Raw genomic sequence first — 16,225 nt, 5'->3', positions numbered from 1 at the left:
GCAGATTTTCGTAAAAAAATCCCAGATCACATTTTTTTTGTTAAATTTTACGTATATGTTAACCACGAGTTATATTTTTTTAAATTTGGGGATTAAATTTTACCTAAACCTAAAATAACTATGAAAAAAATTACTTTCATTGTTTTCATGTTTCTGGTATCCTGGTGCGGTTATTCGCAGCTCGACCTGGAAACGTTTGAAAACAACGGCAATGCTTTGCCGGTAGGGTGGCAGCAGATAAACGTTGCCGGGCCTTCACAAGCGTGGACGGTCGCAACCCACAGCGTAATTACGCCAGCCTATTTAGGGGCGGGCCACGCAGCCTACATCCAAAAGGAGAACGTTGCGACAGGCACGACTGAAGACTGGTTGGTTACAAAACCATTTGTTGTGCCGCCTAGCGGACAATTACACTTCATGTCTAGGCTTACGCAGTTGGGTGACGATGGCAATACATATCGTATTATGCTCCACACAGGCACCACGCCTACTGTTACAGCATCTTATACCCAGATACAGTCATGGACGGAGCTTACCCTTAACCCGGATCCTTTCCAGACTGATTATCTTGAGAAAATTGTGAATATGCCGGCATCCTCTATAGGGCAGACGGTATATCTTGCTTTTGTAATGAATGGCGATAATGGCGACCGCTGGCTGGTTGACAACGTAGTAGTTGCCGGGCAGTGCTTTGATCCTGTTGGGTTGCCAACGACAAATATCGGGACTAATACTGCTACGCTTAACTGGACCAACCCAAGTGGCGCTACCCAGTGGACTATTGATATCGTACCGGCAGCAGGAGCTCCTACGCAGGTAGGTATTCCTTACTCAGGACTTCCGCCGTACACAGCTACGACAGACAGTGCAGGAAACCCGCTTCAGCCGGCAACTGCCTATAAATATTATGTAAGGGGCACATGTACCGGAGGCATTAACAGCGGATGGGCAGGGCCTTTTAATTTTACTACCGTAATACCGGGTACAAACTGTACAGCACCTATTGTTATACCTACCGATACATATACGCATACGTCAAACACCAATCTTTATGGTGATGATATTGAAGGTACCGTAGGGTCTACCGGGTGTAGCACAACAGCCAATTACCTTAATGGTGATGAGGTTGTATATGCATATACACCAACATATACAGGTACTGCAGGTTTCAGCATGACCAACAATGGGCCTAACTCAGGTATGTTTATTTATAACAACTGTGCCGATATAGGCGTAGGCTGTGCTGCAGGTGGTGTAGGAAATGCTACTACTCCTGTAAATATAAATTTGAACGTAACTGCAGGGCAGACCTATTATGTAGTGATCTCTACTTCGGGTACTACACAGTCTACTCCTTATACATTAACAATACAACGCGTAAACTGTGCGCCTCCTGTTGGGCAGCCAACTACAGGTATTGGATCGAACACGGCTAACCTGTCCTGGACTAACCCGTCTGGCGCAACATCATGGCAGGTAGTAGTACAACCGGCAGGTACAGGTTTACCGGCAGGCGCAGGTACAACCGCAAACACAAATGTTAACTGGCCTGCTACAGGACTAACAGAGTCTACCAACTATGAATATTATGTAAGGGCAGCTTGTGGCGATGGTACTTTTAGCGCATGGGCCGGGCCGTATTTGTTTACAACAACACAAATACCGGTAACGATTCCTTATATACAGGATTTTGAAGGAACCAGTGGTTTTGCCATACTGAACGGCACGCAGACCAATAAATGGTTTATTGGCACAGCGGTGAGCAATTCACCAACGCACTCATTATATATTAGTGATACCAATGGTACAACACACCATTATAATACGAGTACATCATCTGTAGTACACGCATACCGTGATATTGCTATTCCAACACCTGTTGACCAGATCCAGCTTCAGTTTGACTGGAGGAACCAGGGTGAAAGCAACTTCGACTTTATCAGGGTATGGCTCGTACCTGCTACTTTTACCCCGACACCGGGAACACAGATAGCAGCAGCTCCGGGACGCGTTCAGTTGGGAGGCAACTTCCAGCTTAATAATACCTGGACAACAGATACCCGCATTATTAACGCTGCTGCATATGCGGGCACTGTTATGAGGCTCGTATTCGAATGGACAAGCGACACAAGTGCAGGTACGCAACAGCCGGGAGCTATTGATAATATCAACATATCAATGGTACCGTGCCCATCGCCTATCAACCTTGTGCTTGGTACGCCGCTTACAAATAACTCTGCTATTGTTAACTGGACAGGACCTACATCGGTAAGCCCTACATTTGACTATGTGTTCAGTACAACAAATACGGCGCCTGTAGCCGGAACAGTACCTACAGGAAACGTTTCAGCGCCTACAGTTCCTTTTACAGGACTTACGCCGTCTACTACTTATTATTTCTGGGTAAGGAGTAATTGCGGTGGCGGTACTACAAGTGCATGGGTAGGGCCGTTGAGCTTTACTACGCCGCAAATACCGGCTACCCTCAATTACACTCAGGACTTTGAGGATCCGAACCACCAATGGACGCTTAGCAACGGAACACAAACCAACAAATGGTTCTATGGAACTGCTGTGAGCAACTCTCCTACACACTCGCTATACATAAGCGATACCAATGGTACAACGCACCATTACAATACAAGTACAGCATCTGTAGTACATGCTTACCGTGATATTACCATGCCAACACCTCTTGACCAGATACTATTACAATATGACTGGAGAAACCAGGGTGAAAGCAACTTCGACTTTATCAGGGTATGGGTAGTTCCGGTTACCTTCGTGCCTACACCGGGAACGCAGATCACTGCTGCTACCGATCGTATCCAGCTTGGCGGTAACCACCAACTTAACAATAACTGGACAACTGAGACACGTATAATCAATGCTGCTTCTTATGCAGGTACAACGGTAAGGCTTGTATTCGAATGGACTAGCGATACCAGCGCCGGCACACAACAGCCGGGAGCAATCGATAATATTAATATTAGCGTTATTACATGTCCATCGCCTACCAACCTTGCGTTAGGCCCATTGACAGAGAACAGCGCCTCTATTACATGGACAGGCCCTACATCAGTTAGCCCTACTTTCGACTATTATTATTCTACTTCTAGTACTGCACCAACAGCGTCTACTGTGCCAAACGGCAACGTAACACCTGCAGCAGTTGGCCTTACAGGGCTTACACCTTCTACCCAATATTATTTCTGGGTAAGAAGCAACTGTGGCTCTACAGACGGCAACAGCATATGGGTTGGGCCATTGAGCTTTATTACACCTCAAATTCCAGCACAGCTGGAGTATACCCAGGATTTTGAAGATCCAAACCATCAGTGGACACTTAGCAATGGTACGCAAACCAATAAGTGGGTATATGGTACTGCTGTAAGCAACTCGCCTACGCACTCGCTATATATAAGTAATACTAACGGTACAACACATAATTACTCAACTTCATCCAACTCTGTAGTCCATGCTTACAGGGATGTTATAGTGCCTGCTGAAGTAGGTATGATCAATGTAGCATTTGACTGGAGAAACCAGGGAGAAAACAATTTTGACTATATAAGGGTATGGGTTGTGCCGATTACTTTCGTGCCTACACCTGGAACGCAGATTACAGCAGCTAACAGTGGCGGTATCCAGCTTGGAGGCAACCATCAGCTGTCCAATACTTGGACAACATCAAACTACAACCTTCCGACACCGGGCCCTACAGCCATAAGAAGGATCATATTCGAATGGAGAAATGATGGCAGCGGCGGTACACAGCAACCGGGTGCGATTGATAACGTACACATCACTATCATTACCTGCCCTCCACCGTTTGACCTTAATGTTAACTGCGTTTCATCAAATGGTGCAAGCATAGACTGGGAACCGGGTAGTGATGAAACAGAATGGGAATACGCATTGCTGCCTGCTGGTTCGCCTGCGCCTACCAGCGGAACAACTACAGATGAATCGTCTTATATAGCAGAAGGCCTTGCAAATAATACAAACTATACATTTTATGTAAGGGCACTATGTAGCGATCCTAATGAATTGAGCTCTTGGGCTCAGGGTAGCTTTACAACAACCAGCGTTTCTATTGCTGACGCAGAACCATTCTGTGGTTCAACAAGCAACGGATCGATAATCTTTGATAACACTAATGGGCAGGGCGCTGCCTCAGGTTATGGTGAAGTAGCATGTTTGGGCTCTACGCCAAACCCGGTTTGGTATTATCTTCAGGTAGATGAAGGCGGCCAGATTGACTTCCAGATTGTGCAGAATACACAGTTTAGTAATGATGGTACCCCAATTGGTACAGGGCTTGATGTTGACTTTGCGGCTTTCGGTCCGTTTACATCACTTACACAGGCTTGTTCACAGATCGACCTTATCGACTGCCCTACATGTCCTAACAATACAGGGAACCCTAATTTCTATCCTTTTGGAAACATCGTTGACTGTAGCTACTCTGCGGCGCCGATTGAGAACTTTACGATAACAAATGCACAACAAGGTGAGATTTACGCGGTCCTTATAACCAATTTTGATGGTGATCCGGGGCAAATACAGCTGCAGCAGCTTGATTCAAGTGTGGGTAGTACTGATTGTAATATCCTTTATAACGTAGCTTTAGGCCCTGACCAAATACTTTGCGGCCAGCCAAATGCTACTATAACAGCAACAGTTACTACACCGGGCAATGGCCAGGGGCCAACGTATGAGTGGTTTATGGATGGATCTACAACGCCATTTACCCCAACAATCGTTTCAACAACGGCATTGACACAGACTATCCAGGTAACAACACCGGGATACCACACTTACAAAGTTGTGGTTACTGTACCTAATGCTGCTAACACAGATCCTATTACCGATGAGGTTATCGTTGCCCTTGGGCCAAACATTAACCAGCCGGATGTTGCAATAACAATTTGTGGTAACGGAGGCTCAAGCTCTCTTGACCTGACAACGCTAAATGATGATGTATTGGGTACTCTTGCCCCTGCTGACTACAATGTAACGTACTACCTTACACAGGCAGACGCAACAAATGGCGTGAGTGCAATCAATACAGCTATTCCATTCGTAACATCTTCAACAGTTATTTACGCAAGAGTTAACAGTATTGCTGTTGATACTTGTTTTGATGTTGTTGCAATTACAATTACAGTAAATACAACGCCATCGGCTACAATAAGCTATGCAAATAGCCCATATTGTACAAACGGAGGTACAGCTACCGTTACACGTACGGGAGATGCAGGCGGTGTATATACATCTACTACAGGGCTTACTATAGATCCTGTTACAGGTGATATCACATTGGGCACCAGCACAGCAGGTACCTATACAGTAACATACACTCTGGCAGCTACTGCATTATGCCCTGAGTTTAGCACTACTACCAGCGTAGTTATCGTTGCGGCTCCTGAGGCAACAATTGCTTATACCAGCTCGCCTTATTGTACGACAGGCACGGTAGCAGCCGTTACGCAGACAGGTGCTGCAGGAGGTACTTATTCTTCTACTGCAGGGCTTACTATAGACCCTGTTACGGGAGAGGTAAATCTTTCATCAAGCACAGCGGGTACTTATACGGTGACTTACACTGTTCCTGCGACAACAGCATGTGCGGCTCTTGCGGTTACTACTGTGATCACTATCAGTGAGCAGGCAAGCGCGACCATAAGCTACGGTTCAGTTCCATACTGTACCAATGGCGGAACAGCTACGGTTACCCATACAGGCGATACAGGAGGTACTTATTCATCTACTGCAGGGCTTACTATAGATCCTGCTACAGGTGATATCACCTTGGCTACCAGTACAGCAGGTACTTATACCGTAACGTATACCATAGCTGCTACAGCAACATGCCCTGAATTTACTACTACTACAAACGTAGTTGTTGAAGCGGCTCCTGAAGCAACAATTGCTTATACCGATTCGCCATATTGTACAAGCGGCACGGTAGCAACTGTTACCCGGACAGGTGCAGCAGGTGGTACTTATACTTCTACTGCAGGTCTTACTATAGATCCGGTTACAGGAGAGATTGATCTTGCGTCTAGCACAGCAGGTACTTATACGGTTACTTATACGGTTCCGGCAACTACAGCGTGTGCTTCACTTGCAGTTACTACGGAGATAACCATCAACTTACTGGCAAATGCTACTATAAGCTATAATACAGTTCCGTACTGTACTAATGGCGGAACAGCTACAGTAACACAGACTGGAGATGCAGGAGGTACTTATTCATCTACTGCAGGCCTTACTATTGATCCAGTTACAGGTGAAATCACATTGGCTACAAGTTCAGCAGGTACATATACGGTAACGTATACTATAGCGGCTACTTCATCATGCCCTGAGTTTACAACTACAGCGCAGGTAACGATTGAAGCGGCTCCTGAGGCAACAATTGCTTATGCAAATACGCCTTACTGTTCTAATGGTGGCACAGCTACTGTTACGCAAACAGGATCTACAGGTGGCGTTTATACATCTACTGCAGGACTTGTTATCGATGCTGCAACAGGTGCGATTGACCTTGCTGCCAGCACTGTAGGAACATATACAGTTACCTATACTGTTGCTGCAACCGCAGCATGCGGCCCGCTTTCGGTAACAACTGAGGTGGTAATAAACAGGCTCCCTGTAGCTGCAATTGCTTATAATGCATCACCATACTGTTCTGATGCCGGTACAGCTTCTGTAACGTTTACAGGCGATATGGGCGGTACTTATTCAGGCGATGCAGGAATTTCTGTTAATGCTGCAACGGGTGATATCGACCTTGCTGCGAGCACTGCAGGTACGCACACAGTGACTTATACTATTCCTGCAGCCAACGGATGTTCTGAAGTTACTGCTACTGCAACCGTTGTAATTACAAAACTGCCTTCAGCGTCATTTACATATGAAGTTGCTTCGGTTTGCCAGAATGCAGGCGGTACACAGGCCCCTACATTTAATACAGGCGCTTCTGCAGGAACCTTTACTACGGATGTGGCGGGACTGACTATCGACCCTGCAACGGGTGTAATAACTCCAGCTACAAGTGCAGAAGGTACATACATTGTTACCAACACGATAGCAGCAGCTAACGGATGCGGACAGGTAGCAAGCAGTGTTACTATCATCATCAACCCTGCGCCATTGGCAACATTTAGCTATGGAGCTGCCGGATACTGCCAGGATGCTACCAACCCGTCACCGATTTTGGTGGGTGCTGCAGGCACGTTCAGCGCTACAGCAGGATTGGTTGTTAACAGCATTACCGGTGTGATCGACCTTGCGGCAAGTACACCGGGTACCTATACGGTAACCAATACAATCCCTGGTACTTCGGAATGCCCTTCTGTTTCGGCGTCTACAACAGTTACGGTTACTTCTCTGCCGGTTGTAGCAGTACTACAAGGATGTGAAGGTGGCTCATTTATGCTCGAAGTATCTTTTGATAATGATGACGTTTATACAGAGGATACAGTAGATTTCATTTGGACTAACAGTGCAGGAACACAAATAAGCACAGCGTCCAAAGTACAGGTAACCGAACCGGGTACCTACCACCTTACTGTAATTCCTAGGAATAATAATGAATGTTCTATGGACACCGATGTTGTTGTTAACGACACAGCATGTGATGTTCCAAGGGGTATTTCTCCAAACCACGACGGTTTGAATGACAACTTTGACCTTACGGCACTTGATGTGAAAAAACTGAGCATCTTCAACCGTTACGGACAGGAAGTTTATAGCCGTGGAAATGGATACACCAACCAGTGGGAAGGACAAACCAGCGGTGGCGATGAGCTTCCTACAGGAACGTACTTCTACATGATTGAGCGTACCAATGGTGAGAGCAGAACCGGCTGGGTTTATATAAACAGGCAGGTAAACTAAATTTTAACAGGTATTTCCCCCGTAAAAAACGGGGGGATACTTTTGTTATTCAGTAAATACTGTATCTTAGCATAAACATTTCATAAAATTCATATTAAATTCAAAAAAATTTATTTGCTTTGAAGTTGATTAATTAATTAGAAAGTAAATAGGTTAATTAGAAAACCACACACATGAAGAAATTTTACCTTGCAGCATTATTAGCTCTTGGAGGACTGCTGGATGCGAGCGCCCAGCAGGATCCGCACTACACGCAGTACATGTACAACATGAACGTGATCAACCCTGCTTATGCGGGCTCGAAGGAAAACCTTGCCTTTGGGTTATTGTACCGCAAGCAGTGGGTAGATATCCAGGACTCCCCGAGCACGGGCACCTTTTCGGGCCACAGCCCTGTTGGCAAGAATGTGGGCCTTGGCTTATCGGCCATCGTCGACCAGATTGGCCCTGTGCAGGAAACCAACGTTTATGCCGACTTCTCCTACACCCTTAAATTAGGCGGCGAGCACAGGCTTGCCCTGGGCTTAAAAGCCGGTGCCACCATGCACAATGTAGGCCTTTATGACGATATCGGCAACGGCTATGTGCCGGACCCGGGTGACCCTGCCTTCCAGGAGAACGTTAACAATACCTACCTGAACATCGGTACAGGTGTTTTCTACTATACCCAGAAATACTACCTTGCCTTCTCGGTGCCGAACATGCTCAAGAGCAAGCACCTTGAAGTGAGGCCAAACGGCCAGGGTACTGCCTACCAGTTCGGATCGGAAGTATCGCATTACTTCTTAACGGGAGGTTATGTATTTGACCTTACCGACAATTTGAAGATGAAGCCAACGTTTATGATCAAGTCGGCCTTTGGGGTAGACCCATCGATCGACGGCTCACTGAACTTTTTGTTCTTCAACAAATTTGAGATAGGCGCAACCTACCGCCTTGACGATTCTTACGGCGGGATGGTGAACTATGCCATTACCCCTAACCTCAGGATCGGCTATGCCTACGACCACATCGTATCAGACCTTAAAGTATCGACTCCTGCCTCGCACGAGATCATGCTGTTGTTTGATGTGAACTTCCCGAAGAAAGTATCCCGTTCCCCACGTTATTTCTAACCTAAAAGCGACATAAGAAAAATGAAGAAAATATATATTACACTTAGTTTTATGCTCGCCACCATGGCAGTAACGGCACAGGATAACAAGGACCTTGAGGCAGCCGACAAGCTCTACGCACGCTATGAGTACGTGGACGCGGCAAAAGCTTACGAAAAGCTGGACAAGAAAGACCCTTACGTATACGCCCAGATAGCCGACAGCTACTACAATGTATTCAACAGCAAGGAAGCGGTAAAATGGTACCCTAAAGCCATAGAAGGCAGCACCGATGCCGAGATCTACTGGCGCTATGCCCAGATGCTCAAGGCAGAAGGCAAGTACGAAGAGGCCAACGCACAGATGCAGAAATTTGCATCGATGGCCCCTGGTGATACAAGGGCAGTAGAATTTAAGAAAGACCCGAACTACCTTCCTAAATTAAGGAACCAGGCCAAGCTGTTCGATGAGAAAGTGCTTGACATCAACGATAAGAAATACGGCTCCTTCGGGGCAGTGCTTTCGGATGACAACACGCTGTACTTTACCAGCGCGAGGAATACCTCACGCAGGAACTACGGATGGAGCGAAGAGCCATTCCTTGATATGTACACGGCAACCTACAATGCCAACGGTACCTACAGCGAGCCGGCATTGCTCCCTGAGGTGAACAGCCGCTACCATGACGGCCCGGCCTCGGTAACAGCCGACGGCAACACGATGTATTTCTCGAGCGAAAGCTTCAAGGAGCGCAAAGAGTACGAAAGGGACAGGGAGAACAACCTGAAGCTTGGCCAGGTATGGCTTTTCAGGGCAAAGAAAGTAAACGGCAAATGGGGCGATATCGAGCCGGTACCGTTCAACAATAAAATGTGGTCGACAGGCAACCCTGCCATCAGCAAGGACGGTAAGACATTGTACTTTTCTTCCGACAGGGAAGGCACTATGGGAGGCAACGACATCTGGAAAGTAGAAGTGAACGGCGACAGCTACGGCGAGCCGGTAAACCTTGGGCCAAAAGTGAACACCACAGGAAGGGAAAGCTTCCCGTTCATCACCGATGACAACAAGCTGTACTTCTCCTCCGATGGCCACAAAGGCTTCGGATCATTAGACGTGTTCATGATCGACCTTAACAAAGGCACCGATGCCATCAACGTAGGAGCCCCTGTAAACGGCCCTAAAGATGACTTCGCCTTTACCTTCAACACCAAGAACAATATTGGTTTCTTCTCCTCAAACCGTGACGGCTTTGACAAGATCTACAGCGCGACACCATTATGCGCGGTAGAAGCCATCGTACAGGTAAGGGACAAAAAGACGCTTCAGGCGCTTCCGGGAGCCAAAGTGGCGATACTTGACGAGAAGAACAACGTGATCGAGACCAGGACAGCCGATGCCAAAGGTATGGTAACCTACACTGTAGATTGCAACAGGGCTTACGGGCTTCAGGGCAGCATGGAAAAATACAGCAACGGCACAGCCAAGGTACCTGCAGGCAAAGGGCCGCAGGCTAACGTAAACCTTGACCTTGATCCGATCGTTGTAGTTCCGGACCAGCCGGTGATCGTGCTTGACGATGTCTTCTTTGAATTCAACAAGAGCAACATCACCAAAGAAGGCGCTTTTGTACTGGATAACTTAGTAGAGACAATGAAAAAATACCCTGAGCTTGTAATCATGGTAAAATCGCATACCGATAACCGCGGCAGTGACAAATACAACATGGCGCTGTCTAACCGCAGGGCGAAATCTACGGTACAGTATGTGATCTCCAAAGGCATAGCCAAGGCGCGCATCTCTGGCGAAGGCTATGGCGAGAGCCAGCCTAAGGTGGACTGCGGCGCGAACTGCACAGAAGAGCAGCACGCACAAAACCGCCGTTCAGAGTTCATTATCGTAAAGAAATAGTACTCAACAAACCAATCAATACCTTAAAAGCGGTTCCGGAAGGAACCGCTTTTTTTGCTTCATTACCAACCCATACTACCGGCAGGCAGGCTCCCTCCCCGGGAGAGAGGCAGCTTCACCCGGATGTAAAGACACTGACGATGTATATGATAAATATGAAGTGAAGATACTTATGTAGCTGCGTGAGCGATGGAAGCGCCATCCCCGAAGCTTGCGGAGGGATATAGCGGACAGCGCGGCCCTGCGTTGGCCGCGGAAAGGGGGACACGCCCAAATAAAAACTACTGGTTATCGCTCTGGTACCATTCGGCGAACGAAGTTTCGGTTTCCTGGAGCTTTAAGGAATGGAGGGCGATGGAGGAGGGAAGGCGTTTTTTTATCTTATCGGCAAAGTCGATAACCATGTTTTCGCTGGTAGGCTGATAGTCTACAAGTATTACATGGTGCCCGCGGTCTTTCAGCTCGTTTGCAAGCTCGATGTGCGGGGTGTTTTGGTTGAATACCGTGGCGTGATCAAAAACATCTACGATCTCTTCTTTCACGATCTTTTTGAGGTCGCCGAAGTCGATTACCATCCCGAATTTTACATTGCCGGAGTCAGTGATAGGTGTGCCTATAACAGTCACCGAAAGCTTGTAGCTGTGGCCGTGCACGTTTTTGCATTTGCCATCATAGCCATAAAGTGCGTGGCCCGTTTCAAATGTGAACTGTTTCGTAATCCTTATCCTGCTCATGGTACTTGTATTAAGGCTGCAAATTTACTAAATAATATGGTGCGGTGCCATTTATTGCGCACTATGGCTTTTCGTGGTATCTTTGGACAAATTTCCCGTTATGGATGAACAGGTGTTAAACCCATTGTATGAAAAGGTCATAGATGGCCTGATGGAGCAGAAATACTGCATTGCAGACAATTTCTTTTCGAAAGAAGAAGTGCTTGCGTTGCGTGCCTCCCTGCAGGCAAAATATGAGGCAGACCGATTTAAGAAATCGGCGATAGGGAACCAGGCCAATGAAAAGGTCATAGGGGCTATACGCGGCGATTTTATCCTGTGGCTGGACGAGAGTAATGCCGATGCCGCCGAAAGCCGCTTTTTCGCAAAACTAAACGATTTTACAGCGTACCTGAACCGCACCTGCTTTATGGGAATAAATGAAAAGGAATTTCATTATGCAGTATATCCCGAAGGGACTTTTTACAAACGCCACCTGGATACGTTCCAGAATGACAGCCGCAGGAAGCTCTCTATAGTGTGTTACCTGAACGACGAGGACTGGAAACCCGAATATGGCGGTGAGCTGACCATTTATACCGAAGAGGCTGGCAGCGAAAAAGCCATCGACATCTACCCGGTACAGGGGCGCATGGTGGTATTTGAAAGCCAGGTGCTGGAACACGAGGTAAAGCCCGTAAAAAAGGAACGGATGAGCATTACAGGATGGCTAAAAACCCGCGGGTGAATTTATAAGTTTTGTATTATTTATGGGAGACGTAGCAATGCTACGCCTCTACAACAGAACTAAAAAACAGAGCGCTTTTTTATTTATTTTTAAATTTGTTCAGGGCCTCCCTTGTAAAATCAGAGAGCACAAGCTTCCCCGAGATTTTTGCATTATCAGTAAGCAATGTATCCCAGTGTTCTGTGCCCTGCCAAAGCACATGTTTCATTGCGGTAAGCGCTTCGGGATTATAGGCGGCAAACTTTGCAGTAAAAATATCGAGTTCCCTGTCAAGATCGGATATGGTTTCAAATACTTTGGCGTACAATCCTTTCTCTTTAGCCCAATAGGCATTTTTCCATTCGTCGGCAGCAAGTGTCATTTCGGCAAGGGCGGCTTTTCCCATTTTACGTTCTACAGCAGGTGCAATAACGAACGGGCCTATGCCAATGGTAAATTCAGATAGCTTCACAGCGCTTTCTACGGTCGCTAAGGCATAATCGCACGCCGCGACAAGCCCAACACCTCCGCCTACAGCTTTGCCCTGTATACGGCCTATAATGAGCTTGGAGCAATTGCGCATCGCATTGATCACATTGGCAAATCCGGAAAAGAATACGGCACCCTCTTCAAGATTGGAAACTTCAAGCAGCTCATCAAACGACGCACCGGCGCAAAACGCTTTCTCGCCCTCGCTTTTCAGAACGATAATATTTACATCAGTATTATGGCTCAGGGTATTCAGTTCGTCGGTAAGCCGCTGTAATAATTCTGATGGGAATGAATTGCTGGCCGGGTGGCCGAATTCAACCGTTGCTATCTTGTTTTGGATTGAAGTGTAGAGTGAGCCCTGTGGCCTTGTTGTAATGCTCATTGTGCTGTTTTTTTGCAAAATTAATATATTATAGGGGAGCAGTAATGATTTTTTGAAAGTTTGTAATTTGATATTTGGATTTTGGAATTTAAATGCAGTATATTTGCCGTCAATTATTGGGGATGTAGCTCAGCTGGCTAGAGCGCTTGCATGGCATGCAAGAGGTCGTGGGTTCGACTCCCATCTTCTCCACAACAAAACCGCAGCAGATAATGTTGCGGTTTTTTAATTTAAGAACATTACATGAAATTTAGGATTGTACTAATTGGCATGGTATTATTGTCCCTTTCGTCCTGCGCCCTGAAATTTTACAACAAAGAAAAATTTGTACAGCCGGCAGGACTGGATTTCTCGCAAGGGAAATGGCTGCTTGGGCCTGTAAAGGCCGATCCCGATGTGAAAGATGAAATAGCTGCAAAAATTGTAAGTGATTTTTCAAAACATTTAAAAGGGAATTTGAAATATTCTGTAAATGAAAGATCAATCATTTTGCCTAAAGAAATTCCTTTAAATCCTGACAGGGCCATAATATTGGATCTAAAGACGGGTACAGGATCCGATTATTTTATTAATGTAAAGTGTGAAAGCACAAGGAAAAATCAGGTTAATTTTGAGGCAATCTATCAAACCTATTATATCGAACTTATACGATACGCTAAAGTGACATTAGAAGTGTATGACCTGAACCGGGGTGAAATGGTTTACAGCCAATCTGTATATGGAAAACTTCACGAGGCTACAGGGTTAAGCGTAAAACCTAAGCGCAACCTTATCATGAGCTGCTACAAGGAAATCGCTAAAGAGATCAGGAAAAAATATTCGCATTAACAAAATCAGCCCGGCGGGTTATAATACTACAGCCTTTACAGTATTACATTTTCAAAAACGGGTTATGAAAACAATCATCTATAAAAAAACGGGGCCATTTCGCCCCGTTTTGTCTATCTGAATCTCAGTATTAGTTCGCTGAAATATTATCTATCTGTACAGTGGTTGTAACTGTTCCGCCTCCGGAATATTCAAATACAATGAAGCCGTTTCCTGTAACAGAAGCAGGAATGTTGTAAGTGCCGGCTGTTGAGAAAGTATTCTGAGACTGGCCTGTCGCAGGGTATGTAAGCCCGGTGAACTGCGACGTAATATCTACAAAGTTTGCTACATTGAAAGCTGTTCTTGGGATATAAGTACCTGCATCGGCACGGTAAACTTTAAGGCACTGGCCTGCCATATAACGGATTTCCTTATCAAATGAGAAGGTGCTGGCAGCATCGAAGTTTACGGGCACGAAGAAATACGTTTTAGCAGTTACGCCCTGATTGCCCGCACCGTTGAATGAGGACATCTCGATATATTCATTGTTCGAGAATGATTTCAATTGCCAATACCTTCCGCCGGTAGTGTAGTCATTTACATATTTAGGGAAAGTGGTAAGGCCTGCCGTATAGCTTTCGAAATCCTCGGTAAATGATCCGGAATAGGCTATTGCAGTACCGCCCAGTGCAGAAGCGCTGTTCTCTACCGGTGTAAACCTTGGCTGATCCAATTTGATATCCGTGTCATAACGTGCTACAAACTGGTACGTATCCAGGAATTTAGTCAGTACACCCCTTACTTTTCCTGAACCTTCAGGGATCTTCATTCCTGAGAAGTTAGCAAAGCTGCTTGTCCTGAAAACGATCTTGTTGCCTTCCTGGTCGATCAGCTGATGGTTCGTAGCCCCACCAATGGTTTGCGGGTTATTACCATTAGCAGTAGGTGCGCTTTCGTCATATAATTTGTATCCGAAAGAAGCCTCGAGGAACTCTACATTATCAAGCTCGATAAGCCTGTTGATGTTAGCATCATTTAGCGCCTGGGCTACCGTCATGTGCGTTACCAGGTCTGCCTCTTCAAGTTTCTCGCAAGTGTTAACAAAAATATGGTCTTTGTAGGTTTGCTCAGAAATCCTGCCAACCTGTCCTTCAAATAGAGCACCAATTTCAAGGGAACCGAAATCGATACCATAGTAAAGATCTTTAAGCTTGATCATTACTTTTGTACCCGGTACAAAACCCTGTGTAAATAATCCCGCCCCGTCAATATTGATACTGAAACCGATTGGCGCAGATCCGTCCGTCGGGTGTGTCTGGAGGGAAACAATTTTAAAGAAAGCACCGCGCTCATCACTTGATGTAACATAAGCTTCGATAATGTCATCCTGCGTATATTGCGTTGGTGTAGCGGTAGCTGTGGCTAAAATATCAGAGACAGATTTTGTTACCGTCAGTCCCGGGTTAATGCATTCCATTACCGGCGCATCATAATCATCGTCATTGGCACATCCGGTAAGAAAACCTGCCGAAAGTGCGCCTATCAATAAGTATTTGGAAAATTTCATAGTTTCTTTTTATTAAAATAGTTTAACGTTGTCAATCTGGTAAGCGCCGTCCAGGGTAGTATCTGTCCCTGATCCGGTTACTCTGAAAGCGATGTAAACATTGCCTGAAAAGGCAGAAAGGTCAACCTGGCCAGAAGGTACGAACTCATACCAGTCGTTAGCCTGCGTTGGCAGTGTAGCGGTTACGGGTGTCCATGTAGCTGCCATAACATCGGTACCGTCAAAATTGGTAGATACCAATACCTCAAGCTTGTTTGCAGGAGAGTCCAAATGGTGTTGTGCAGCAACAAAAGTAAGTTTTTTGGCAGAACCATCAATATTGATGGCAGGGGTAATAAGCCAGCCTACATTGACAGCATTGCCTGAGCTGAAACTGCTGAACTCTGCATAACCGTTACCGCTAAATACCTGCTCTGTCCATTTTGTAGTACCCTGCGAGGCGAAGTTCGTCCATCCTGTAATGTCAAGAGGTGTGTTGTCAACCGCTTCATTAAAGTTTTGCGAAAAGATCACTTCATTAAGCGGTGGTGTACGGAAATCGTCATCGCTCACACAGCCTGTAGCAAGTACCGCTGCAAAGGTGCCGAAAAGTAATATTTTTATATTTTTCATAGTTTCTTT

The 16,225-nt window shown here is 46.0% G+C and carries 9 protein-coding genes and 1 tRNA gene; 6 read left to right on the top strand and 4 right to left on the bottom strand.

The genetic code is table 11. The features are described 5' to 3' along the window. Window positions 1-120 precede the first annotated feature (120 nt). The 3 genes from HYN59_RS04210 to HYN59_RS04200 all read left to right on the top strand — a co-directional run bounded on the left by HYN59_RS04210 (window position 121) and on the right by HYN59_RS04200 (window position 10,913). Window positions 121-7,908, top strand: coding sequence for a fibronectin type III domain-containing protein (locus tag HYN59_RS04210; RefSeq protein ID WP_108777072.1), 7,788 nt, complete (start codon window positions 121-123; stop codon window positions 7,906-7,908). A gap of 173 nt (window positions 7,909-8,081) precedes the next feature. After that, the gene (locus HYN59_RS04205) at window positions 8,082-9,023 is read left to right on the top strand and encodes a PorP/SprF family type IX secretion system membrane protein (protein ID WP_108776883.1); all 942 of its coding nucleotides are present in this window, start codon (window positions 8,082-8,084) and stop codon (window positions 9,021-9,023) included. 21 nt (window positions 9,024-9,044) lie between these two features. After that, window positions 9,045-10,913 carry an OmpA family protein gene (locus tag HYN59_RS04200; RefSeq protein WP_108776882.1) on the top strand — a complete coding sequence of 623 codons (1,869 nt, stop codon included), beginning with the start codon at window positions 9,045-9,047 and terminating at the stop codon, window positions 10,911-10,913. A 281-nt stretch (window positions 10,914-11,194) separates the two neighbouring features. Here the strand turns inward: HYN59_RS04200 and HYN59_RS04195 are convergent, their stop codons facing one another. Next, window positions 11,195-11,647 carry a 6-pyruvoyl trahydropterin synthase family protein gene (locus HYN59_RS04195; protein ID WP_108777071.1) on the bottom strand — a complete coding sequence of 151 codons (453 nt, stop codon included), beginning with the start codon at window positions 11,645-11,647 and terminating at the stop codon, window positions 11,195-11,197. Window positions 11,648-11,747: 100 nt separating this feature from the next. On the opposite strand from HYN59_RS04195, the gene HYN59_RS04190 reads away from it, so the two are divergent. After that, window positions 11,748-12,374: a 2OG-Fe(II) oxygenase gene (locus HYN59_RS04190; protein WP_108777070.1), complete on the top strand. Its 627-nt coding sequence runs from the start codon at window positions 11,748-11,750 to the stop codon at window positions 12,372-12,374. Window positions 12,375-12,453: 79 nt separating this feature from the next. Here the strand turns inward: HYN59_RS04190 and HYN59_RS04185 are convergent, their stop codons facing one another. Further along, window positions 12,454-13,227 carry an enoyl-CoA hydratase/isomerase family protein gene (locus HYN59_RS04185; RefSeq protein WP_108777069.1) on the bottom strand — a complete coding sequence of 258 codons (774 nt, stop codon included), beginning with the start codon at window positions 13,225-13,227 and terminating at the stop codon, window positions 12,454-12,456. A gap of 118 nt (window positions 13,228-13,345) precedes the next feature. On the opposite strand from HYN59_RS04185, the gene HYN59_RS04180 reads away from it, so the two are divergent. Both HYN59_RS04180 and HYN59_RS04175 read left to right on the top strand, forming a co-directional pair. Further along, window positions 13,346-13,419 (top strand) — tRNA-Ala (locus HYN59_RS04180). A gap of 51 nt (window positions 13,420-13,470) precedes the next feature. Further along, a complete protein-coding gene (locus tag HYN59_RS04175; protein WP_108777068.1) occupies window positions 13,471-14,055 on the top strand; it encodes a hypothetical protein in 585 nt (194 codons plus the stop codon). Window positions 14,056-14,185: 130 nt separating this feature from the next. Here HYN59_RS04175 and HYN59_RS04170 read toward each other — a convergent pair whose 3' ends face one another. Next, on the bottom strand, window positions 14,186-15,604 hold the full coding sequence (locus HYN59_RS04170; RefSeq protein ID WP_108777067.1) for a DUF5689 domain-containing protein: 1,419 nt from the start codon (window positions 15,602-15,604) through the stop codon (window positions 14,186-14,188). Between the two features lie 12 nt (window positions 15,605-15,616). Beyond that, the gene (locus HYN59_RS04165) at window positions 15,617-16,216 is read right to left on the bottom strand and encodes a choice-of-anchor J domain-containing protein (protein WP_108777066.1); all 600 of its coding nucleotides are present in this window, start codon (window positions 16,214-16,216) and stop codon (window positions 15,617-15,619) included. Window positions 16,217-16,225 lie beyond the last annotated feature (9 nt).

The organism is Flavobacterium album (assembly GCF_003096035.1).
Taxonomy (GTDB): Bacteria; Bacteroidota; Bacteroidia; order Flavobacteriales; family Flavobacteriaceae; genus Flavobacterium; species Flavobacterium album.
Note: the sequence above shows the minus strand (reverse complement) of the source record. Positions and strands in the feature narration are given on the sequence as shown.